Source organism: Devosia sp. A449 (assembly GCF_054489375.1).
In genome coordinates this window covers 162,816-185,263 of sequence record NZ_JBTMWU010000007.1, presented here as the reverse complement: position 1 = coordinate 185,263, position 22,448 = coordinate 162,816, and the positions used below count along the sequence as shown (strand labels likewise).

Here is a 22,448-nt window from a genome sequence, read left to right as displayed (position 1 = left end):
TCACCCCGATGGGTTGAGTCGATGCCACACCTGCATGAACTGTTCGGGCGATAGCCCCGAATTTGCGCAGAGGGCGAGCAGAATCGGCTCGTTTGAGGCAAAGTAGTCCACAAGGCCGCGTTGCAGGCTGGAAGACCCCACCGAGCGACGCAGCGTATCAGGATCGAGGCCGGCAAACTGCATGAAAGCCAGCAGTTCCTCAGGGTTTTCTGCCAGATAGCCGAGGCAGGAATCGGCCAAAGCGGCCAGGGACGTGTCGGCTTTCTCGGTACGCGGCACCGCCGGGCCTCATTTGGTGTTTTGTAAGAGATTCAATGGTAGCTGAATGGAGCGGCAAAGCGAAGCGCCGCCATCGGCCTGCGTGGCGCGAGGAAGTATCGATGCCCAAGACTGTGATGATCGTTGAAGACAATGAGCTGAATATGAAGCTCTTCAATGACCTGCTCGAATCGCGCGGCTATGCCGTTATCCAGACCCGTAACGGCATGGAGGCGCTCGATCTCGCGCGCGCCCACCATCCCGATCTCATCCTGATGGATATCCAGCTGCCGGAAGTCTCCGGGCTGGTGGTCACCAAATGGCTGAAGGATGACGACGATCTGGCGCATATCCCGGTGATTGCTGTCACGGCCTTCGCCATGAAGGGCGATGAAGAGCGGATTTTACAAGGCGGGTGCGAGGGTTACATCAGTAAACCGATCTCGGTGCCTCACTTTCTGGAAACTATTGCCCGCTATATTGGCCCTGCCTGATCAAGTTGTGCCGGGCCACCGGCCTGCCTGATCGGTTCGCTTGACGCCAATGGTTCAGTTCATTGGCCGGCGCACGGGGGTGGGGCTCAGAGTGACTGCACGCGTACTGATCGTTGACGATATTCCGACCAATGTCCGGTTGCTCGAAGCACGGCTGGCGGCCGAATATTATGATGTCGTCACGGCGTCGTCCGGCGCGCAGGCGCTTGAAATCTGCGACACATCCGACGTCGATATCGTTTTGCTCGATGTGATGATGCCGGAAATGGACGGCTTCGAGGTCTGCCGGCGGCTGAAAGCCAATCCCCGCACCCAGCACCTGCCAGTGCTGATGATCACCGCCCTGGACCAGCCCTCTGACCGCGTGAAGGGGCTTGAGGTCGGTGCCGATGATTTTCTGACCAAGCCGGTCGACGACATGCAGTTGATGGCCCGGGTCAAGAGCCTGGTGCGGCTGAAGTCGCTGACCGATGAATTGCGCGCCCGCGCCATGACCGGGCAGCAGATTGCCATCGAAGACGCCATCCGCGCGATGGACAAGATCAAGACAACTGGGGGCTCGATCCTCATTGTCGATACCGATCAGCGCCATGCCGACCGGATCAAGAATTACCTCACGCCTGAGCATAGCGTGGATATCCTGCTGCATCCGGCCGACGCCGTGTTCCAGGTCACGGGCGGGCACTACGAATTGGCGCTGATTTCGATGGCGCTCGCGGATTTCGATGCGCTGCGGGTGTGCTCGCAGATCCGGACGCTGGAACATTCGCGCAATTTGCCGATCATCCTGATGGCCGACGAAGGCGACAAGCCGCAGGTGGTGCGGGCGCTCGACCTAGGGATCAACGACTATATTTCCCGGCCGGTGGAGCGCAACGAGCTGGCGGCGCGGGTGCGCACCCAGATTCGCCGCCATCGCTATGGACTGGAGCTGCGCCAAAGCGTCAGCAACACCATGGCCTTGGCCGTGACCGACGATATGACCGGGCTGTATAACCGGCGCTATTTCGACCGCCATCTGGGCGTGATGCTGGGCAAGGCGCAGAGCCAGGACCGCGACATGGCGCTGATGATTCTGGACATCGATCACTTCAAGGCGGTCAACGACACCTATGGCCATGATATCGGCGACGCCGTGCTCAGGGAGTTCGCGGTGCGGCTCAAGCGGAACATCAGAGGCGTTGATCTGGCTTGCAGATTCGGCGGCGAGGAGTTTGTGGTGCTGATGCCCGACACCGATTACCAGCAGGCCGAACTGGTGGCCGAGCGGGTACGGCAGTCAATTGCCGAGCGGGTGTTCGAGGTCAATGCCGGGCGGCCGCTGACGGTGACGGTATCAGCCGGGCTGACGCTCAATGAAAGTGCGGCCGATACGGCCGAGACGCTGATCAAGCGGGCCGATGTGGCCCTGTATCGCGCCAAGCGCGAGGGGCGAAATCGGGTGGTGTTCGACGCCGCCTGAACCGTCGCAATTGCGCGCGTTAGGGTTATTTGTTATAATTAACAAAGCTTTACCGACCGCAAATGACTGCTTTTGCTTGAGTTTTTGGAGCCTGGGGGTAGGTTGCCCTCAACACCAGCGCAGCTCCCGACCGGGACGGCGCTGAGGGTTCCCTACGGCTTCTCTCAGGTCCGCCGCAACTCCTGAGTCCCGTAGGGCGGCTGGTTCCGGATGCGGACAGAGTGGCCTCTTCGACATGCCGCTTCGGGACCAGCCACTCCATTCGCGTTCCGCACACAGCAAGTCAGGCTCACGTCACACAGAGCAGCAAAAAGCCCCGCATCAATGATGCGGGGCTTTTTGATTCTCGCGAGCGAGCAGGCGCCAGATTACTTGATCTTGGCTTCCTTGAACTCGACATGCTTGCGCACGACCGGATCGTACTTGTTGTACGTCAGCTTTTCGGTCTGGGTGCGGGCGTTCTTCTTGGTGACGTAGTAATAGCCAGTATCAGCCGTCGACACGAGCTTGATCTTGACGGAAGCGGCTTTGGCCATTTGTCAGTCCTCATAAAAGCGAAGGCGCCGCGGATTCCCCGGCGCCGGAATTTGGCCGCAAACTACGGATTTGCGGCCAATTGTCAAGCAGGTTCAGTCGATCTGCCCGGTGCCATAGCCATACATGCGATTGGCCCACTGCAGACCAACGATGCTGCCCTTGACCGAAGGCAGGATCGCCAGGGGCATGAGCACTGCCAGCGGCAGCAGGGTGTAGAGATAGATAGCCGGGTTAACGTGGTAGCTCATCTCCATATGCATCATGACCAAGATCAGGATGTGGCCGACAATGGTGATGGCGATATAGGGCGGGAAGTCATCGGCGCGGTGCAGATTGAGCTGCTCGCCGCAGGAATCGCAATTATCCGCCACCTTGAGGTAACTGCGGAACAGCTTGCCCTGGCCACAATGCGGGCACTTGCACAGCGTGCCGCGCCACATTGCCTGACCAACACTACGCACGTCCAAAGTCTCGACCTGGCTATCCATACCGCTACCTCTTTTTGCGTCCCCTGGGACCATAGGACTGAGATGGGCGCTTTGTGCCGCGACGGAAAGATGACGGATTGACGCGTGTGCCTTCCGACAGCAGCTCAAAGCGTAACGCGCCGGCGACGGGTGCGGCTTCCAGCAGCCGTACCTGGACTCGGTCACCCAGGGCGAATTTCTCGCCAGTACGGTCGCCGATCATCGCCTGCAGGTCTTCCACATAGCGATAATAGTCCTGGCCGAGGGTGGAGGCGGGGATGAAGCCATCGGCGCCGGTTTCGAGCAGGCGCACAAACAGGCCCGAGCGGGTGACCCCGGAAATGCGGCCATCGAAGGTGGCGCCGATCTTGGTGGCGAGGAATTGCGCCAGCAAGCGATCGGAGGTTTCACGCTCGGCCAGCATGGCGCGGCGCTCGGTGGCCGAGATGTGCTGGGCGATACCGGCCAGCCGGAGGCCTTCGGCCTCGCTGAGGCCGTCATTGCCGAGGCCCAGCGCGGTGATCAGCGCGCGGTGGACGATGAGGTCGGCATAGCGGCGGATCGGCGAGGTGAAGTGGGCATAGCGGTCGAGATTGAGACCGAAATGGCCGTAATTGTCGGGGGCGTATTCGGCCTGCGCCTGCGAGCGCAGCACCATTTCGCTGACCTGCTCGATATTGCCGGCCTTGCGGGCCTGGCCGAGAATGCCGTTGAAGTCACTGGCGCGGACGCTGTCGGACTTCTTGACCGATATGTCGAGCGAGCCGAGGAAATCGCGCAGGGTCTGCAGCTTTTCCGCCGAGGGCTCATCGTGGACGCGGTAGAGCAAAGGCGATTTTTTCGCCTCGAGCGTTTCAGCCGCCGCGACGTTGGCCGCGATCATCATCTCTTCGATGAGGCGGTGGGCATCGAGCCGTTCGGGGATGCGGATATCCTTCACCAGCCCCTTGTCATCGAGCACGATCTTGCGCTCGGGCAGGTCGAGATCGAGTGGGCCGCGCTGGTCGCGGGCTCGTGTCATGGCCTTGTAGGCGTCCCAGAGGGGCCGCAGGATGGTGTCGAGGATCGGGCCGGTGGTGTCGTCGGGCTGGCCGTCAATGGCGCCCTGCGCCTGCTGGTAGCTGAGCTTGGCGGCCGAGCGCATCAGGATGCGGTGGAAACCGTGGCTGCGCTTGCGGCCATCGGCGCCGAACACCATGCGGACGGCGAGGGCAGCGCGGGGCTGGCCCTGCTTGAGCGAGCACAGCTCATTGGAAATGCGCTCGGGCAGCATCGGCACCACCCGGTCGGGGAAATACACCGAATTGCCGCGCAGATAGGCTTCGCGGTCGAGTGAAGTGCCGGGCTGCACATAGGCGGCGACATCGGCGATGGCGACGATGACGATGTGGCCGTCGGCATTGGCCGGATCGCTGTCGGGCTCGGCATAGACGGCGTCGTCGTGATCCTTGGCATCGGGCGGGTCGATGGTGATCAGCGGGATATGGCGCCAATCCTCGCGGCCCTTGAGCGAGGCTTCCTTGGCTTCGTCGGCTTCGCGAAGGACGGCGGCGGGGAAGCGGTAGGGGATTTCCAGATTGTGAATAGCGATCATGCTGATCGCGCCCTCACTCATCGGATTGCCGATGACGGCGGTGACCTTGGCGCGCGGGATCATCAACCGGCCGGAGAGCTTGACCTCCACCTCCACCAGGTCGCCATCGGCGGCAGTGAGCAGATCGCCGAGCGGAATGCGCATTTCCTTGCTCTTGCGATCAATCGGGATCAGGCGGGCGCCGTCGTCGTCCATGCGGACGATGCCGATCTGGCCGCGCCGGGGCTTGTCGAGGATCTTCATCGCCTTGGCGGTATAGGTCGGCACTTCGCCGTCGCCGGCGTCGATGCGGGCCAGGATGCGGTCGCCGGGGGCGGGCACAACGCGGGCATCGCGGCCGCCCAGCACGGTGACGCGCGGCTTGTCGCCTTCCTCGTCATTCCAGTGCGCCGGATAGGCATGCAGGTCATCGGGATCTGCATCGGTGGGGATGTCGAGCACGGTGACATGGGGGAGGGCGGCGGTGCGGCGCAGGGCTTTTCGGGTGCGCGTGATGACGCCATCGCCCTCCAGCTCAGCCAGCATGGCCTTGAACGGGCGGCGCATATCGCCGCGAATGCCGAACAGCTTGGCCAGATCGCGCTTGCCCTTGATGTCGGCCTGCTCGGCAAGGGCGGCGAGCAGCTGCTCGCGGGAGGGAAGGGTATCGGCGCGCGGACTGACGGCGCGCTTGGGGCCGGAGGTATTTTTAGATTTTGTGGGCTTGGCCATTGGGTCGTTTCTGAAAGTGTTGAGGATTAGATAGGGCAATCCGGTCGCGATTGCCAATTTTTGCGGGGGATGGGTGGCAGAGGGTGCGGTGGGTGTGGCCCCACCCCCTCCAGCCTCTCCCTCTGATGGGGGAGGCTGGGAGGGGTGCTACGGTGGCGGGACGATCGCTGATTCTCCGGTAGCCCAGATGACCAACATTCCCTTCTTCGACGGCCATAACGATACCTTGCTGCGCCTGCTGGAATTGCCTGGTCCTAACCAGGAACAGGCCTTTATCGATGGTGGCGCTGGCGGGCATATCGACCTGCCGCGGGCCAGGGCGGCCGGGATGGCGGGTGGGTTCTTCGCCATGTTCCCGCCGCCGCTCAAGACTGGGCTTGGTGGGGTGACAGCGAGCGCCGCCAGTTCCAAGGGGGAATTGCCGCCCGAGCTGGCGCTGGCGGATGCGCAGGCGTCGACCAATGGCATGGCCTCTGTTCTGCTGCGGCTGGAGCGGGCGAGTGCCGTGGCGGTGTGCCGCTCGGCCGGGGAGGTCCGTGCGGCGATGGCGCAGGGCGGGCTGGCGGCGGTGGCCCATATCGAGGGGGCCGAGGCCATCGATACCGAGTTCCGGGCGCTGGATGTGCTCTATGCGGCCGGGCTGCGTTCCATCGGCATCGTCTGGAGCCGCGCCAATGCGTTTGGCACCGGGGTGCCGTTTCGCCACAATGTCGATCCCGATATCGGGCCGGGGCTGAGCGAGGCCGGCAAGGAACTGGTGCGGCAGTGCAATGCGCTGGGGGTAATGCTCGATCTATCCCATCTCAACGCCGCCGGGTTCCGCGACGTGGCGGCGATCAGCAGCCATCCGCTGGTGGCGACGCATTCCAATATGCATGCGATCTGCCCGCATGCGCGCAATCTGGTTGACTGGCAACTGGCGGCCATTCGCGACAGTGGCGGCATGGTGGGGCTGAATTTCGCCACCGGCTTCCTGCGGCCGGATGGGGCGTTCAACACCGATACGCCGATCGAGCTGATGGTGCGCCATGTCGATGCGCTGGTGGAGGCGCTGGGCGAGGATGGCGTGGCGCTGGGCAGCGATTTCGACGGGGCCCAGATGCCGGCCGAAATCGGCGATGTCACCGGGGTGCCCAAACTGCTGCAGGCGCTGGTCGACAAGGGCTATGGCGAGGAACTGGTGCGCAAGATCGCGCTGGAAAACTGGCTGGCGATGATCGAGCGGACAGTTGGCTAAGGTGGGATAGGTCCTGTCGGCGGTCAAGTGCTGCCAAAGGATTACAAGATTACCTGCGCTGCGACAAACAAGCCATTGAAAAGCCTAAATTAATGTCCATCTTAGGAGTGAGCCAAAAGCTCGTTCCGTCTTTGTCATCAATAATACATGCTTCCACCGATGGGTGAGAAGCCAGGAGGTTATCATGCCCGCCCTTAGGCTCTGTCAATCATGTGCTGGACCCCGGCCGCGTGCCGCCGTTCGTTGCCCATGGTGCTTGGCAAGCTATACATCGCCACGTCGCGTACCCGAACATCTGTTTGCGGCCGCTGATGGCGAGAAAGGCATGGCACCTCAAGCCTATCCGATGGCGGCGGAGAACCGCCGCTAGCACCTAGCTCCCCACGACCACTTGCTGTCGCATCGGTTTTGCGAGTTTTTCGCCCGGTGCAGTAGTGCGACCAAACGCCCATCGCAATGTGCCGATATATGGCCATGATGGGCGCAGCGGTGCCTGCCGGCAACGACGGCACCGCAGGGGCTTGAGCGCTGAACAGCTAGGCGCTCGCCCCGATATTTTCCTGACCAACTCGCCCCGGCTCAATGCCGGGGCTTTTTGTTGGGCCTTCGGCCCTTGGACTTGAGGGGGGCATTCCCACCCGCTGGTGCGTGGGATACCCCCACCCTTGATCCCTCCCCACAAGGGGGAGGGAGACGATGAACACCGTCATCGCAACCTGCGCCTCCCTCCCCATGATGGGGAGGGAATGAGGGTGGGGTGGGGTCAACACACAGAGTTTGTTGAGACGTTGCTAGAACGGCACGTCTTCGTCGGCCACGACCTTCTTGGGTGCGGCTTTTTTCGCGGCTGGCTTCTTGGCGGCGGCGGGCTTTTTGGCCGCTGCGGTCTTGGCAGCTGGCTTTTTGGCAGCGGCTTTCTTGGCCGGAGCTTTTTTCACCTTGGTGCCGGTGACCTCGGCCCGGGCGGCGATCCAGGCGACGGCCTGGTCCAGCGTCACGGCTTCGGGCGCCACATCCTTTGGAATGGTGGCGTTGATCTTGCCCTGGTTGACGTAAGGCCCGTAGCGGCCGGCGCGGACGGTGATGGGGCCGGCATCATGCTCAAAGGTCTGGATGGCTGCCACGGCGCCAGCGCGTTTGAAGCCGCCAGCGGCCTTTTGGGCGATCAGGTCGACGGCGCGGTTGAGGCCGACAGTGAACACTTCCTCGACGTCGGGCAGATTGGCGTATTTGCCGTCATGCAGCACGAAGGGGCCGTAACGACCCAGGCCAGCCGAAATCGGCAGGCCGGATTCGGGATGCAGGCCGACTTCGCGCGGCAGCTTGAGCAGCCGCATCGCCGATTCCAGCGTCATCGCTGCGGCTTCCCAGCCCTTGGGTAGCGAGGAGCGCTTGGGTTCCTTGCCGTCGCCAAGCTGGACATAGGGGCCAAAGCGGCCGGACTTGAGGAAGACCTCGTCGCCGGATTCCGGATCGGTGCCGAGAATGCCGTCACCAGCTGCGGCTTCCGAGGACTGGCCGGAGGCCGCGTCGGAGAGCTGCATGGTGTGCTTGCACTCAGGATAGTTGGAGCAGCCGATAAAGGCGCCGAACTTGCCCAGCTTCAGCGACAGCTGGCCGGTGCCGCAGGTGGGGCAGATACGCGGGTCCGAACCGTCTTCCTTGGGCGGGAAGATGCGGCTGGCCAGCACCTCGTTGAGGGTGTCGAGCACCTCGGAGACGCGCAGATCCTTGATCTCGTCGGTGGCGGCGGTGAAATCCTTCCAGAAATCACGCAGCACCGTCTTGTAGTCGAGGTCGCCGGCGGAGACCTGGTCAAGCTGCTCTTCGAGACCGGCGGTGAAGCCATATTCGACATAGCGATTGAAAAAGCTTTCGAGGAAGGCGGTGACGATGCGGCCGCGATCTTCAGGATGCAGTGCCTTGCCCTCAAGGCGGACATAGTCGCGGTCCTTGAGCGTGGTCAGCGTCGCCGCATAGGTGGAGGGCCGGCCGATGCCGAGCTCTTCCATCTTCTTGATCAGGCTGGCTTCGGTGTAGCGGCTCGGCGGCTGGGTGAAATGCTGCTCGATGTCGACCGACTGAAGGTCGGGCTTGTCGCCTACGGCCAGCGGTGGCAGCTCGCGGCTATCCTCGTCCTCGGTCTCTTCGTCGGACTTGGCTTCGACGCCATAGAGCTTGAGGAAGCCGGGGAAGGTGACCACGGAGCCGACGGCGCGCAATTCGACGGCGCGGCCGGGGACGTTGACGGCGATATCGACCGTGGTGCGGTCAATTTCGGCCGACTTCATCTGCGACGCGAGCGTACGACGCCAGATCAGGCCATAGAGCTTGGACTGGTCTGCGTCGAGATGCAGCTGCTCGGGGCGCTTGAACATGTCGGTGGGGCGGATGGCCTCGTGCGCCTCCTGGGCGTTCTTGGCCTTGGTCTGGTAGATGCGCGGCTTTTCGGGCAGGAATTCCTCGCCGAAATATTTGCCGATCACCGAACGGGCCATGGAAATGCCCTCGGGCGCCATCTGCACCGCGTCGGTACGCATATAGGTGATCAGACCGTCTTCGTAGAGCCGCTGGGCGATCTGCATGGTCCGGCTCGGCGACAGGCCAAGGCGCGAGGAGGCGTCCTGCTGCAGCGACGAGGTGGTGAAGGGCGCGTAGGGATTGCGCTTGGTCGGCTTCTTTTCAACGTTGGAGACGTTGAACTGGCCGCCTTCGATCAACTTTTTCAGCTCGGCGGCGTTTTCGCCGGTTTTGATGTCGAGCTTGTCGGTCTTCTTGCCGTCAACCGAGAACAGGCGGGCGAGGAAGCTCTTGCCGGACTGCGCCAGCTTGGCTTCGACGGACCAATATTCATCGGCCTTGAATTTTTCGATCTCGGCTTCGCGGTCCGACACCAGACGCAGCGCCACCGACTGCACACGGCCAGCCGAACGCGAGCCCGGCAGCTTGCGCCACAGAATGGGCGAGAGGGTGAAGCCCACGAGATAATCGAGCGCGCGGCGTGCCAGATAGGCGTCGACCAGCGGCATGTCGATTTCGCGCGGCTTGGCCATCGCCTGGGTGACGGCGTCCTTGGTGATGGCGTTGAACACCACACGCTGGACGGTCATGTCCTTCTTGATGACCTTCTTCTGACGCAGCACATCGAGCACGTGCCAGGAAATCGCCTCACCTTCGCGGTCAGGGTCAGTCGCCAGGATCAGGCCATCGGCTCCCTTGAGGGCGTTGGCGATGTCGGCCAGCCGCTTCTTGGAAGCGGTGTCGACCTCCCAGGACATGGCGAAATCTTCGTCGGGACGCACCGAGCCGTCCTTGGCCGGCAAATCGCGGACATGGCCGAAGGAGGCAAGGACTTCATAGCCCGAACCCAAATACTTGTTGATTGTCTTGGCTTTAGCCGGACTTTCAACGACAACGACCTTCATGGAATACCCGTTCCGCAACGCTTTATGAGACGTGGCGCAACATGGTGAAGCCGGGGGGAGGTGTCAACGGGCCGAAAAGGGCAAAGGGACGCTCTCTCTTAGAGAGAGGATTTTTTGGGGCATAAACGGGTCAGTATCGCAGCGCCACCAATTGGCCGCTGGACCATTCGATCTGGCCGGACAGGTCGAGTTCGAGCAGCAGCATCTGCATGGCGGCGGCGGTGAGGCCGGCTTGGCGGATCAGTTCATCGACCTCGATCGGGGTGGCGCTAAGGGCGGAGAGCAGCCGGGATTTGTCATCGTCGCTGGGTGGCGGTCCGTCGGTCACCAGGTCCGGCTCCCAGTCGCGGTCGTAAAGGGCATGGCGGGACGGATCGGCGCTGCCCAGGGTTTCGATGATATCGGCGGCGTTGGTGATGAGCTTGGCGCCTTGCTGGATCAGCGCATTGCCACCTTCGGCGCGGGGATCGAGCGGCGAGCCGGGAACGGCGAAGACGTCGCGATTCTGTTCGAGGGCGAGGCGGGCGGTGATCAGCGAGCCGCTGCGCTTGGCCGCTTCCACCACCACGACGCCGAGCGAAAGACCCGAAACCAGCCGGTTACGCCTCGGGAAGTCGCGGGCGCGGGGCTCCCAGCCCAGCGGCATTTCGGTGAGCAGCGCGCCGCCAGAATCGAGAATGTCGTGTGCGAGGGGGATGTTTTCGGCCGGGTAGATCTGGTCGAAGCCACCGGCCAGCACGGCAATGGTGCCGGTGGCGAGGGTGGCGCGGTGGGCGGCAGTGTCGATGCCGCGGGCGAGGCCGGAGACCGTGGTGTAGCCGCGTTCGCCTAGATCGAGCGCCAGCATGCGGGTCATCTTGATCCCGGCGGCCGAGGCATTGCGGGCGCCGACAATGCCCACCGTCCGCTGCCAATCGAGATTAGCGCCGCCCGCCAGCGTGAGCAGCGGCGGCGCGGAGTGGATATAGCTCAGCAGTTCGGGATAATCGGCGTCGCCGCTGGCCACGAGGCGCGCGCCATAGCGCGTGAGGCCGGCAATTTCATCCTCGGCCTGGCTCTGGCTGGCGATGTGCAGCGGCTTGCCGGTGCGTTGGAACAGGCCGGGCAGGGCATCAAGCGCCGCCTCGGCCGAGCCGAAGCGGTTGAGCAATTGGCGGAAGGTGGCGGGGCCGACATTGTCGCTGCGCAGCAGGCGGAGCCAGGCGATGCGCTGGGTATCGGTGAGACGGCTCCCCTGACCCAGCGCCATGGCGCTATTTGGCCGTTTTTTCGGAGCCGATCTTGGGCTCGGTGCCGGCCATCAGGCGGGCGATGTTCTCGCGGTGCTGGTAGAACAGCACCAGCGCCAGCACGGCAGCCGTGCCGGCCAGCCATTCATTGACCAACACGAAGGCAAAGATCGGCGCGGTGGTAGCGGCGGTCAGCGCGGCCAGGGAGCTCAATTTCTGGGCAAAGGCGATCAGCAGCCACACGGCGCAGAAGATCAGGCCTACGGGCCACGACAGCGCCAGCAATGAGCCAATCATCACGGCGACACCCTTGCCGCCCTTGAAGCCGAGCCAGGCCGGGAAGCAATGGCCGAGAATGGCGCCGATGGCGGCGATCATGGCGGCTTCTTCGCCCCAATAGTAGCGGGCCACCAGAATCGGCAGCGCGGCCTTGGCGGCGTCGAGCACCAGCGTGGCAGCGGCGACCCAGCGATTGCCGGTGCGCAGGACATTGGTGGCGCCAATATTGCCCGAGCCGATCTGACGGATATCGCCCAGACCGGCGGCGCGGGTCAGCAGCAAGCCGAAGGGGACGGAGCCGCAGAGATAGCCGATGATGGCGGCGTAAAGCAGATTGATGGTGTCGGCAGGCATCAGGCGGTTCCCCTCGTCTTTACGTCGAGGAATACCCTTACCTCGGCCCTCCCCACAAGGGGGAGGGCGCAGAGCGGCCTATTCGGTATGCGTGTGCACCGTTTCGCCGCCGACGATGGTGCGCATCACCTTGCCGGCGAGGCGGGCGTTTTCGAAGCTGGTGTTGCGCGAGCGGGAGCGGATCTGGCGCTCGCTGACCTGCCAGGGATAGTCCAGATCGAACAGGATCAGATCGGCGGGCGCGCCCTTGGCGATGCGGCCGGCAGGCAGGCCGAGAATTTCGGCGGGGCGGCTGGTCATGGCGCGCAGCACCGTGAGCAGGTCTACATCGCCGGAATGAACAAGGCGCAGGGCGGCCGCGAGCAGGGTTTCAAGGCCGATGGCGCCGTCCGAGGCTTCGGCGAAGGGCTGACGCTTTACCTCGGTATCCTGCGGATCATGGTCGGAATGGATGGTGTCGATGGTGCCGTTGCGCAGGCCTTCGATCACCGCCTGCCGGTCATCTTCGCTGCGCAGCGGCGTCGACAGCTTGAAGAAGCTGCGATAGCGGCCAATGTCGTTTTCGTTGAGCGCCAGATTGTTGATCGAGACGCCAGCGGTAACCTTCTTGTTGCGCTTCTTGGCGGCGGCCAACAGCTCGATGGAGGCGGCGCAGGACACTTGCGCGGCGTGATAATTGACGCCGGTCAGGGCGGCCAATTGCAGGTCTCGGGCCAAGGGAATGGTCTCGGCTTCGCGCGGAATACCCTTAAGGCCGAGAATGGTGGCAAACAGGCCCTCATTCATCACCCCTTCGCCGGTGAGGCTCTTGTCGGAGAGATGGTGAACGATGGTCATGCCGTAATTGGCGGCATAGCTCATCACCGTCCGCAGCAAAGCGGGCGACTGGATGGAATTGCGGCCATCGGTGAGGCAGACCGCACCGGCCTCCTGCAGCAGGCCGAATTCGGTCATTTCCTGGCCGGCAAGGCCCTTGGTGATGGCGCCGGCGGGCAGCACATTGACCTTGCTGGTCGCCTTGGCGCGGCGAATGAGAAAGTCCACCAACGCGCCGTCGTCCACCACGGGGGTGGTGTCGGGCATCATCACGAAGCTGGTGATACCACCGGCAGCAGCGGCTTCGCCAGCCGATTGCAGGGTTTCGCGATATTCCTTGCCGGGCTCGCCGGTGAAGACGCGCATGTCGATCAGGCCCGGGGCGAGAATCAGCCCCTGCGCATTGATGACTTCCGCCCCTTCGGGCACGCCAACCGGCGCGCCGATGGCGATCTCGGCAATCAGGCCGTTTTCGACCAGCACAGCGCCCATGGCGTCGGTGCCGGAGGCCGGATCGACGATGCGGGCGTTTTCGATAAGCAGCGGGCTTGTCATGACTGGCCTCCGGCGGGCAGCAGGGCGTCCAACACGGCCATGCGCACGGCAACGCCCATTTCCACCTGCTCGGTGATCACCGATTGGACACCATCGGCGATGGCGGGGTCGATCTCGACGCCGCGATTCATCGGGCCGGGATGCATGACGATGGCGTCGGGCTTGGCGAAGGCCAATTTTTCGGCGTCGAGGCCATAGAAGCGGTAGTACTCGCGCACCGAGGGGATCATGCGGCCATTGGCGCGTTCGTGTTGCAGGCGCAGCATCATCACCACATCGGCGCCCTTGAGGCCCTCGCGCATGTCGGTGAAGACCTCGGTGGCGAGGTGTTCGATGCCGGCGGGAAGCAGGTTGCGCGGGGCGATGACGCGGGTGCGTACATTGAGTGCGCCGAGCAGCAGCAGATTGGAGCGCACCACGCGGGAATTGGCGATATCGCCGCAAATCGCCACGGTGAGCCCGGAAATCCGGCCCTTGTGGCGGCGGATGGTTAGCGCGTCGAGCAGGGCTTGGGTCGGATGCTCATGGGCGCCGTCGCCGGCATTGATCACGGCACAGCCGACCTTCTGGCTGAGCAGTTCCACCGCGCCGGCCGCCGAATGGCGCACGACGATGACGTCGGGGCGCATGGCGTTGAGCGTGGTGGCGGTGTCCACGAGGGTTTCGCCCTTGGAGACCGAACTGGATTTGACCGACATGTTCATCACCAGCGCCCCGAGGCGCTTGCCGGCGATCTCGAACGAGCCCTGCGTCCGCGTGGACGGCTCGAAGAACAAATTGATCTGGGTCTTGCCCGCTAGCGTCGGATGGCTTTTCCGCTCCTGCCGGGAGACTGGAACCATGCGCTCGGCGCGATCGAGCAGGTCGATGATCTCATGCTGTTTGAGATCGGCGATCGACAGCAGATGGCGCTGGTTGAACGGGGGGAAATCGCCGGACGAACCGGCGGGCGTCGAGGTTTTGCTGGCGCGATCTTGGGCCATGCGCTCCCATCCTTGATGTTGGATGGGGTCTAGCGGAGGGGGCCGGGAGGGGCAAGGGGCTGGCCCGGCTCAGCAGGCATTTTTCACCGGAATGACGGCGTGGGCGGCGATCAGCTGTTGCGCAGCCGATCCAGCGCGCCCTGCAGGATATAGCTGGCGGCCAGCTTGTCGACGACTTCGGCGCGACGGTCGCGGCGGAGGTCGGCCTGGATCATCATGCGGGTGACCGCGCTGGTGGAGAGCCGCTCGTCCCAGAAGGCGATGGGCAGGGCGATGCGTTGCGCGAGGCTGCGAGCAAAGGCGCGGGTGGACTGGACGCGCGGGCCCTCAGAGCCATCCATATTGAGCGGCAGGCCCAGGATGACGGCGACGATGGCGTTTTCGGCGATCAACTGGTCGAGACGAATGGCGTCCTGGGTGAATTTGGTGCGCTTGATGGTTTCGAGCGGGGTGGCCGAATAGCGCATGCCGTCGCTGATGGCGACGCCAATGGTCTTGGTACCGAGATCGAGCCCCATGATGCGGCCAGCGGCCGGTATGGATTCGAGCGGATTGGCGAATTCGTCAGTCATGGAGCACCCGCTTGCCACTTTTGCCTCGTCCTATAGGGTGCGGCCCGGTTTGGCGACAGGAAAGCGGCGGATGAAACTGACCTGGTTCGGCGGCACGACGATCCGCATTCATATTGGCGGGGCGATTCTGGTGCTGGATGCGACGAGCGCGCCGGCGGGAATCGATGCGGCGGAGCTGGTTTCGGGGGCGGATCAGGTGATTGCCGGCTTCGGCGTGGCGCTGCCCACAGTTGATGCCGCGCAGTGGAAAGCGCGCAAGCCGCAGCGGTTGCTTGATGCGGACGATTCCCTGCCGGCGGTGGAGGTTTGGTCGGTAGGGCCGGGGGCGGTGCTGGTAGACGCGATGGGCGAAGCGCCGCTGCTGCTGGTGGCGGGAGCGGTGCCGGCGCTGGGGCGTTGGGCCGAGGGGGCGGTGATCTGCCTGTTTGGCGATGCGGAGCGGCTGGTGGGGCTTGGTCAGGCGGTGCTGGAAGACCGGCCGCCGCGCCTGCTGGCGCTGGCTGGGGACGAGGCGTCGGTCGATGCCACCATCCCGGCGCTGCGTGATCGGTTGGACAGAAGCGGGCTGGTGGCGCTGGAAGCCGGACTGGCGCTGGAAGTCTGATCCGCCATTTTCATTGTCTTTTGTGGCGCGGCGTTGCTAATAACGGCCCAAACGAGCCGCTATTTGTTGGAGTTTCCTATGTCTGTCGACGCCGCAACCGTAAAGCGCATTGCGAGCCTGGCGCGCATCCGCATCGAAGAAAATGAAGTGGCGAGCTATCAGCAGGAGCTGAATTCCATTCTGGGCTTTGTGGAACAGCTGGCCGAAGTCAATGTCGAGGGTGTCGAAGCCATGACCTCGGTGACCCCGATGGCGCTGCGCCGCCGCGATGATGTGATCAGTGATGGCGGCTATGCCGACAAGATCGTCAGCAACGCGCCGCTGAGCGAAGACAATTTCTTTATGGTGCCCAAGGTGGTCGAATAGAAATGTCGGTAAAAGTCGCCATCGAGACGCCGCTGCAGGACGATGTGCGCGGTCTCGTCGGCAAGCTCAACGCGCATTTACTGCCGCTATCGCCGCCAGAGTTCCAGTTCAAGATGACTGTGGAACAGATGGCGGGCGAGGACACGACGCTGTTTGTGGCGCGCGATGAGGCCGGTCATGCCGTAGGCATGGGCGCACTCAAGGTGCATTCGGCCGAGCTGGGCGAAGTGAAACGCATGTTCACCGACCCGGACATGCGCGGCCAGCGGATTGGTTCGGCAGTGCTCGACGCCATAATCGAGCTGGCGCACGTCAAGGGGTTGAATTGCCTGATGCTGGAAACCGGCGTTGGCAGCGGCTTTGAGGGCGCCTACGGGCTCTATGCCAGCCGTGGCTTTGTGACTCGCGGCCCGTTTCTGGACTATCCTGACAGCCAATGGTCGGCATTTTTCGAACTGCCGCTCGCCCAGGAGATCAGTGCATGAAACCAGTGTTGTTCGCGCTCGGCGTGTCTCTGCTGGCCGGTTCGGCGATGGCGCAGGAATTCCTCATCGACCAGACCAAGATCTATGCTGCGTCGCCGGAACTGTGCCAGGGTCTGGAAACCGAGGGCCTGTCGGCCTTTGAGGACCCGATGGCCAGTGTGCTGTCGTTCACCAGCGGCATTCAGGCCATGGAATTCCACTGCAATTTTTTCGATCTGAAGAGCCGTAAGGGTAGCAATTTCCTGTTTGCATCCGCGATTTGCGAGCATCCAGGGGAAGTCTATCCCGACAGCTTTTCGATCACTCCCTATGACGAAACCACCATTCAGGTCGTTTCGGCGCATATGAATGCGCTGGTAATGGCCGGTGTCTTTGACAGCAGCGAGGGGGAAGGGGTGTCAGCCGCCACCATCTACCACCGCTGCGATAATCTGAGCGAGATTCCCTTTGACTGACCTGACCAAACTCAGCCTCGCCGATGCCCGCAAGGGTCTCCAGGCCAAGAGCTTTACCGCCACCGAATTGACCGGCGCCTATCTGGCGGCGATCGAGAAGGCCAATCCGAGCCTGAACGCCTATGTGGCGGTGACCGGCGAACAGGCGCTCGACATGGCCAAGGCCAGCGACGCCAAGCTGGCGCAGGGGCAGGGCGGCACGCTGGAAGGCATTCCGCTCGGCATCAAGGATCTGTTCGGCACCAAGGGCGCGCATACCCAGGCAGCCAGCCATATTCTCGATGGCTTCAAGCCGGAATATGAATCGACGGTGACGTCCAATCTGTGGCGCGACGGTGCGGTCATGCTGGGCAAGCTCAACATGGACGAGTTCGCCATGGGCTCGTCCAATGAGAGCAGCTATTACGGCCCGGTGATCAACCCGTTCCGCGCCGAAGGCAGCACCGAGAAACTGGTGCCCGGCGGCTCGTCAGGTGGTTCGGCGGCGGCGGTGTCGGCCTGGCTCTGTGCCGGGGCGACGGCCACCGATACCGGCGGCTCGATTCGCCAGCCGGCGGCCTTCACCGGCACGGTGGGCATGAAGCCGACCTATGGCCGCTGCTCGCGCTGGGGCATTGTCGCCTATGCGTCCTCGCTCGATCAGGCTGGCCCGATTGCCCGCACGGTTGAAGACGCGGCGATGATGCTGACCTCGATGGCTGGCTTTGACGTCAAGGATTCGACCAGCGCAGAGCTGGCTGTTCCTGACTTCGCCGCCGCTGTGGCGCGCGGCGTCAAGGGGCTGACCATTGGCGTGCCGCAGGAATACCGCATGGAGGGCATGCCGGCGGAAATCGAGAAGCTGTGGAGCCAGGGGCTCGACTGGCTCAAGGCCGAGGGCGCCACGGTGCGCGATATCTCCCTGCCACATACCAAGTATGCGCTGCCGGCCTATTACGTGGTGTCGCCGGCTGAAGCCTCGTCCAACCTCGCCCGCTATGATGGGGTGAAGTATGGGCTGCGCGTGTCGGGCAAGGACATCACCGACATGTATGAGCTGACCCGCGCTGCCGGCTTTGGCCGCGAGGTGAAGCGTCGCATCATGATCGGCACCTATGTGCTCAGCGCCGGCTATTTCGACGCCTACTACGTCAAGGCGCAGAAGGTGCGGACGCTGATCAAGAAGGACTTTGAAGACGCTTTCCACGCCGGAATCGACGCGATTCTGACGCCGGCAACGCCTTCTGCGGCCTTTGCCATTGGCGACGAAGCGCTCGCCGCCGATCCGGTGGCGATGTATCTCAACGACATTTTCACCGTCACCGTGAACATGGCGGGCCTGCCGGGCATCGCCGTTCCGGCCGGCAAGGATGCCAAGGGATTGCCGCTCGGGCTGCAGCTGATCGGCAAGCCGTTCGACGAGGAAACCCTGTTCGCAGCGGCCCGCGTCATCGAGAAAAGCGCCGGTGGCGACTTCGCGCCGAAGCCCTGGTGGTAAGCGTAATGAGCGGCGCCACTTGATCGTGGCGCCGATCCGCCTTATTTGGCCCCAATGCACAAATTGAAATTGGTTGTGACCCCGCCGCGTGCGGCGTCCGGGCCGACAAGGGTTTCACCGATGGCCGCTGATATCTTCACCTCGCTCGACTGGTCCGAGCCGCCTCGGGACATGAGCAAGCCGTTGCAGGCGCTGTGGTGGCTCAAGAAGGGCAGCCTGCGCGTCGGTCCCGAATGGGAGCAGGCGCATGGCATCGTCCAGGCCATGGAGGGCGTGCAGGCGTTCGACTGGGTGCATGCGCTGATGCACTGGATCGAGGCCGATATGGGCAATGCCGACTATTGGTATCGCCGCGCCGGCAAGAAACGCGCCACTGCCAGCGTCGCCAGCGAGTGGGAACACATCGCCGCCGCGCTGAGCGAAGTCACCCGCCACTGACCAAGCATGCTGCCAGCATGCTGATGGTTTGCTGGCGGTTTTCTGCCAGCATGCTTGCGTTCCGCTGCCGCTGTGGCAGGCTTCTGCTGTAGGGATTCCACCCGCAGGAGGAGTGAATGGAATTTGACGGTGTAGGTTGGCTCTCGGCCATCATCATCGGCGGCATCGCCGGATGGCTCGCCAAACAGTTCATGAACACCAATACCGGGCTGTTGATGAATATCGTGCTCGGAATTGTCGGCGCTGTGGTTGCCAGCCTGATCCTCGGTCTGGTCGGCATTTCGTTCGGCGGCTGGATTGGCTATCTGATCGCAGGCTTTATCGGCGCCTGCGTCATCATCACCATCGGCCGCGCCGTTTCGCGCTAGCCAGACTGGATGGCCGGCCGCCTGGGGCCGCCGACCATCCGTTGCCGACGTCTTACCGGTTGTCGTATTCGCTGCGGACCAGTTCGAGGCCGCGGCGGGTGATGCGGTAGGGTTGACCGGCGGTGGACTTGATCGCCTTCTTGGCCTTGAGCTTTCTGAACAATAGCAGGCTGCACTGGTTCAGTAGCCAGCCCTCGCGGTTGAAGAATTCGAGTCCAGTCACCTTGCCGGCGTCATTTTTGAGCAGCGCAATGCGGCCGCCCTGCGCGAGGGCGTGCAGCACCCGCTGTTCGTCTCGTGAAATATCCATGGAAAATCAGTCGCCTGTAGCGGCGGGTTAAACCCGCGAACAAACATTGCCGTCCGCCCGCAAAGCGCAGGGCGGTCGACTGGTTCATTCATGCCCCGTGCCAGTTGGACGGGGCCTCAGACGGTTTCAGACTGACTAGACATGCGGGTTTGATAGCGCCGGCGCGGCGGGTTGTGCAAGCCGGGCGGTTGAAATTGGCGGCGGTCCGGTGCAAACCAGCAACAGCAAAACCGACTGGATAGCCCAAGTGACCGCTGTGAAATCGCCCGAGACCTGCCAGACCAAGGACGACGTGCGCGTCGAGATCGATCGTATCGACCATGCCTTGCTGACCCTGTTTGCCGAGCGCCACCGCTATGTGACGCGCATGGCCGAGATCAAGACCGATCCGCATGAGGCGCGCGACCCGGCCCGGATCGAGGCGGTGATCGCCAAGCTCCGCGAGCGCAGTTTGGCCCTTGATCTTGATGAGGATCAGGCCGAACTTGTGTGGCGGACCCTGATCGATTGGAACATCAATTACGAGAAGGGCATCATCGCGGCGCGCCGCCGCAGCTAGCAGGTTCGGCAAGGAGGTCACCATGGCAGGTATTTCCATCCGCAAGGCAGAAACCGCCGATGCAAGCCGGCTTGCCGATATTGCTTACCGCGCCTGGGAAAGCGGGATTTTTCCGCTGCTGACGCCGCAGCCCGGCCTGCAACAGGCCGAGCAGCGCCGGCTGGCGCAGGTGGTGGCCGAAACCCTGTCGCGGATCATCGTGGCCGAGGTGGACGGCATCGCGGTGGCCTGGTGCTCGCGCGCCATGCGGCGGGCCTATATTCCCTATCTGTTCGTGATGCCGGAACTGCAGGGGCATGGGCTGGGCTCGATGCTGCTGCGGCGCATGGAATCGATGCTGGAGCTGGAAGGCGCCGAGCGGGTGCAGCTGGAAACCCCGGCCGACAATGTGCGCGCGGTGCAGTTTTATGAAAAGCAGGGCTATCGGATTTTGGCGCTGCGGCCGGATGGCCGCGCGGCGCATGAGCCGTTCATGAGCGTGCATCTGGAAAAGCGGCTGAGCCCGTTTTATGGGGAAATCGAGGACGAGGACTGAGGGCCTCTCCCAAAGGGGTGTTGCACTGCCTGGCGTCCAAACGCGGTGTCATCCCGGCCTTGAGCCGGGACCCAGCCTGAGATGAGTTTCACCGGCGTGATCGGGGGATGGGCCCCGGCTCAAGGCCGGGGTGACATCGGGGGTGGGGTTTGTCCCGCTACCCAAAAAACGTTTGAGGACGTCAACGTCTGAGCATAGGCGGACGCAGTCCCCTCACCCTGACCTTCCGCTGAACGCGTCAGGTCTGTCCCTCTCCCGCAAGGGGCGAGGGGAAGGACGCTGGTGGATTGGCTTAATTGGTGCAAAGCAATTGCTTCTCTCACCCCTACCAACTATGCGTTTTGTAAGAATATCGTACATCGCCGCAGGACTCCGCTTTGACCCTCATCGACACCCGCACGCCTAATCCCAAGAGCTTCATTGCCGGCTCGACCGGCGCTTGGGAAATTGTCATCGGCATGGAAGTGCATGCCCAGGTGACCAGCGAGAGCAAGCTGTTCTCTGGCGCGTCGACCGAATTCGGCAATCCGCCCAATGCCAATGTGTCGTTCATCGATGCGGCCATGCCCGGCATGCTGCCGACCATCAATGAGGAATGCGTGCGCCAGGCCGTGCGCACCGGGCTGGGCCTCAAGGCGGCGATCAACAAGCGCAGCGTGTTCGACCGCAAGAATTATTTCTATCCTGATCTGCCCCAGGGCTATCAGATCAGCCAGTTCAAGGACCCGATCGTCGGCGAGGGCCTCGTGGTGCTCGACATGCCCGAGGGGCAGATCGAGATCGGCATCGAGCGGCTGCATCTGGAGCAGGACGCCGGCAAGTCGATCCACGACCAGCATCCCAATATGAGCTTTGTCGATTTCAACCGCACCGGCGTGGCGCTGATGGAAATCGTCAGCAAGCCCGATCTGCGCTCGTCCGAGGAAGCCAAGGAATATCTGGGCAAGCTGCGCACCATCCTGCGCTATCTGGGCACCTGCGACGGCAATATGGAGCAGGGCTCCATGCGCGCCGACGTCAACGTCTCGGTGCGTCGCCCGGGCGGCGAATTCGGCACGCGCTGCGAAATCAAGAACGTCAATTCCATCCGCTTCGCTGGCCAGGCCATCGAATATGAAGCGCGCCGCCAGATCGATATTCTGGAAGACGGTGGCTCCATCGCGCAGGAAACCCGGCTGTTCGACCCCAAGCTGGGCGAGACGCGCTCGATGCGCAGCAAGGAAGAGGCGCATGATTATCGCTACTTCCCCGATCCCGACCTGCTGCCGCTCGAATTCGACGATGCGTTCATCGCCGAGCTGGCGCAGCATCTGCCCGAGCTGCCGGACGAGAAAAAGGCCCGCTTTGTCGCCGATTATGGCGTGACCGCCTATGATTCCATGGTGCTGACGCTCGACCGCGAAACCGCTGACTATTTCGAAGCCGTGGTGGGTTTCGGTGGCACCAAGCGCGATGGCAAGGCCGTGGCCAATATGCTCAACGCGGACGTGGCTGCCTTTGCCAATAGCCAGGGGCTGGCGGTGTGGGAAACCCACCTCAAGCCAAGCCAGGTTGCCGGCATTGTCGACCTGGTGGCCGCCGGGACGATTTCGTCCAAGGGCGCCAAGGATCTGCTGCAGATCGTCATCGCCGAGGAGCCCGATGGCAATCCGGCCGAGATCGTCGAGCGCCGCGGCCTGACGCAGGTGACCGACATGGGCGCCATCGAGGCGATTGTCGACGAGATCATCGCCGCCAATCCCGATCAGGTGGCCAAGGTGCTGGCCAAGCCGACAATGATCGGCTGGTTCGTCGGGCAGGCGATGAAGGCCTCGGGTGGCAAGGCCAACCCGCAGGCGCTCAGCGATCTGATGAAGCAGAAGCTGGGGATCGAATAGC

24 protein-coding genes are annotated in these 22,448 nt (G+C 63.1%); 13 read left to right on the top strand and 11 right to left on the bottom strand.

Features of this window, described 5'->3' with window-relative positions; genetic code table 11:
• On the bottom strand, positions 1-279 hold the full coding sequence (locus ACX3OW_RS18045; protein ID WP_459097184.1) for a DUF3572 family protein: 279 nt from the start codon (positions 277-279) through the stop codon (positions 1-3).
• A gap of 101 nt (positions 280-380) precedes the next feature.
• Between ACX3OW_RS18045 and ACX3OW_RS18040 the strand changes: the two genes are divergently transcribed.
• Entirely contained in the window at positions 381-752 is a 372-nt protein-coding gene (locus ACX3OW_RS18040) for a response regulator (RefSeq protein ID WP_056233995.1), read from the top strand.
• Between the two features lie 91 nt (positions 753-843).
• Positions 844-2,214: a PleD family two-component system response regulator gene (locus ACX3OW_RS18035; protein ID WP_459097183.1), complete on the top strand. Its 1,371-nt coding sequence runs from the start codon at positions 844-846 to the stop codon at positions 2,212-2,214.
• A gap of 368 nt (positions 2,215-2,582) precedes the next feature.
• On the opposite strand, the gene rpmG is transcribed toward ACX3OW_RS18035, so the two are convergent.
• From rpmG to rnr, 3 genes are all read right to left on the bottom strand, one after another.
• The gene (gene rpmG / locus ACX3OW_RS18030; RefSeq protein ID WP_046135884.1) at positions 2,583-2,750 is read right to left on the bottom strand and encodes a 50S ribosomal protein L33; all 168 of its coding nucleotides are present in this window, start codon (positions 2,748-2,750) and stop codon (positions 2,583-2,585) included.
• 93 nt (positions 2,751-2,843) lie between these two features.
• Positions 2,844-3,239, bottom strand: a complete 396-nt coding sequence (locus ACX3OW_RS18025; protein WP_459097182.1) for a DUF983 domain-containing protein — start codon at positions 3,237-3,239, stop codon at positions 2,844-2,846.
• Between the two features lie 4 nt (positions 3,240-3,243).
• A complete protein-coding gene (rnr, locus tag ACX3OW_RS18020; protein ID WP_459097181.1) occupies positions 3,244-5,523 on the bottom strand; it encodes a ribonuclease R in 2,280 nt (759 codons plus the stop codon).
• A gap of 187 nt (positions 5,524-5,710) precedes the next feature.
• On the opposite strand from rnr, the gene ACX3OW_RS18015 reads away from it, so the two are divergent.
• Positions 5,711-6,760 carry a dipeptidase gene (locus tag ACX3OW_RS18015; protein WP_459097180.1) on the top strand — a complete coding sequence of 350 codons (1,050 nt, stop codon included), beginning with the start codon at positions 5,711-5,713 and terminating at the stop codon, positions 6,758-6,760.
• Positions 6,761-7,551: 791 nt separating this feature from the next.
• Here the strand turns inward: ACX3OW_RS18015 and topA are convergent.
• The 6 genes from topA to ruvX form a co-directional block, all read right to left on the bottom strand.
• A complete protein-coding gene (gene topA / locus ACX3OW_RS18010; protein ID WP_459097179.1) occupies positions 7,552-10,185 on the bottom strand; it encodes a type I DNA topoisomerase in 2,634 nt (877 codons plus the stop codon).
• 130 nt (positions 10,186-10,315) lie between these two features.
• Positions 10,316-11,434 carry a DNA-processing protein DprA gene (gene dprA, locus ACX3OW_RS18005; protein WP_459097178.1) on the bottom strand — a complete coding sequence of 373 codons (1,119 nt, stop codon included), beginning with the start codon at positions 11,432-11,434 and terminating at the stop codon, positions 10,316-10,318.
• Positions 11,435-11,438: 4 nt separating this feature from the next.
• Positions 11,439-12,047 carry a glycerol-3-phosphate 1-O-acyltransferase PlsY gene (plsY, locus tag ACX3OW_RS18000; protein ID WP_459097177.1) on the bottom strand — a complete coding sequence of 203 codons (609 nt, stop codon included), beginning with the start codon at positions 12,045-12,047 and terminating at the stop codon, positions 11,439-11,441.
• Positions 12,048-12,125: 78 nt separating this feature from the next.
• Positions 12,126-13,418 carry a dihydroorotase gene (gene pyrC / locus ACX3OW_RS17995; protein ID WP_459097176.1) on the bottom strand — a complete coding sequence of 431 codons (1,293 nt, stop codon included), beginning with the start codon at positions 13,416-13,418 and terminating at the stop codon, positions 12,126-12,128.
• Positions 13,415-14,401, bottom strand: a complete 987-nt coding sequence (locus ACX3OW_RS17990) for an aspartate carbamoyltransferase catalytic subunit (protein ID WP_459097175.1) — start codon at positions 14,399-14,401, stop codon at positions 13,415-13,417. Before ACX3OW_RS17990 ends, pyrC begins: the two co-directional genes overlap by 4 nt.
• 110 nt (positions 14,402-14,511) lie before the next feature.
• The gene (ruvX, locus tag ACX3OW_RS17985; RefSeq protein ID WP_459097174.1) at positions 14,512-14,973 is read right to left on the bottom strand and encodes a Holliday junction resolvase RuvX; all 462 of its coding nucleotides are present in this window, start codon (positions 14,971-14,973) and stop codon (positions 14,512-14,514) included.
• A gap of 70 nt (positions 14,974-15,043) precedes the next feature.
• On the opposite strand from ruvX, the gene ACX3OW_RS17980 reads away from it, so the two are divergent.
• The 7 genes from ACX3OW_RS17980 to ACX3OW_RS17950 all read left to right on the top strand — a co-directional run bounded on the left by ACX3OW_RS17980 (position 15,044) and on the right by ACX3OW_RS17950 (position 19,166).
• Positions 15,044-15,577, top strand: a complete 534-nt coding sequence (locus tag ACX3OW_RS17980) for a hypothetical protein (RefSeq protein ID WP_459097173.1) — start codon at positions 15,044-15,046, stop codon at positions 15,575-15,577.
• A gap of 78 nt (positions 15,578-15,655) precedes the next feature.
• Entirely contained in the window at positions 15,656-15,943 is a 288-nt protein-coding gene (gene gatC, locus ACX3OW_RS17975) for an Asp-tRNA(Asn)/Glu-tRNA(Gln) amidotransferase subunit GatC (protein WP_459097172.1), read from the top strand.
• A gap of 2 nt (positions 15,944-15,945) precedes the next feature.
• Complete coding sequence (locus ACX3OW_RS17970) at positions 15,946-16,428, top strand: GNAT family N-acetyltransferase (protein ID WP_459097171.1); 483 nt, start codon at positions 15,946-15,948, stop codon at positions 16,426-16,428.
• Complete coding sequence (locus ACX3OW_RS17965; RefSeq protein WP_459097170.1) at positions 16,425-16,883, top strand: hypothetical protein; 459 nt, start codon at positions 16,425-16,427, stop codon at positions 16,881-16,883. Before ACX3OW_RS17970 ends, ACX3OW_RS17965 begins: the two co-directional genes overlap by 4 nt.
• Complete coding sequence (gatA, locus tag ACX3OW_RS17960; protein ID WP_459097169.1) at positions 16,876-18,360, top strand: Asp-tRNA(Asn)/Glu-tRNA(Gln) amidotransferase subunit GatA; 1,485 nt, start codon at positions 16,876-16,878, stop codon at positions 18,358-18,360. The genes ACX3OW_RS17965 and gatA overlap by 8 nt, the downstream gene beginning before the upstream one ends.
• A 120-nt stretch (positions 18,361-18,480) precedes the next feature.
• Entirely contained in the window at positions 18,481-18,798 is a 318-nt protein-coding gene (locus tag ACX3OW_RS17955; protein WP_459097168.1) for a hypothetical protein, read from the top strand.
• A 116-nt stretch (positions 18,799-18,914) separates the two neighbouring features.
• Entirely contained in the window at positions 18,915-19,166 is a 252-nt protein-coding gene (locus tag ACX3OW_RS17950) for a GlsB/YeaQ/YmgE family stress response membrane protein (protein WP_459097167.1), read from the top strand.
• A gap of 52 nt (positions 19,167-19,218) precedes the next feature.
• On the opposite strand, the gene ACX3OW_RS17945 is transcribed toward ACX3OW_RS17950, so the two are convergent.
• A complete protein-coding gene (locus ACX3OW_RS17945) occupies positions 19,219-19,476 on the bottom strand; it encodes a YjhX family toxin (protein ID WP_459097166.1) in 258 nt (85 codons plus the stop codon).
• 247 nt (positions 19,477-19,723) lie between these two features.
• On the opposite strand from ACX3OW_RS17945, the gene ACX3OW_RS17940 reads away from it, so the two are divergent.
• From ACX3OW_RS17940 to gatB, 3 genes are all read left to right on the top strand, one after another.
• Complete coding sequence (locus ACX3OW_RS17940; protein WP_459097165.1) at positions 19,724-20,035, top strand: chorismate mutase; 312 nt, start codon at positions 19,724-19,726, stop codon at positions 20,033-20,035.
• A 22-nt stretch (positions 20,036-20,057) separates the two neighbouring features.
• Positions 20,058-20,570 carry a GNAT family N-acetyltransferase gene (locus ACX3OW_RS17935; protein ID WP_459097164.1) on the top strand — a complete coding sequence of 171 codons (513 nt, stop codon included), beginning with the start codon at positions 20,058-20,060 and terminating at the stop codon, positions 20,568-20,570.
• A gap of 377 nt (positions 20,571-20,947) precedes the next feature.
• Positions 20,948-22,447, top strand: a complete 1,500-nt coding sequence (gene gatB / locus ACX3OW_RS17930; RefSeq protein ID WP_459097163.1) for an Asp-tRNA(Asn)/Glu-tRNA(Gln) amidotransferase subunit GatB — start codon at positions 20,948-20,950, stop codon at positions 22,445-22,447.
• Position 22,448: the final 1 nt, after the last annotated feature.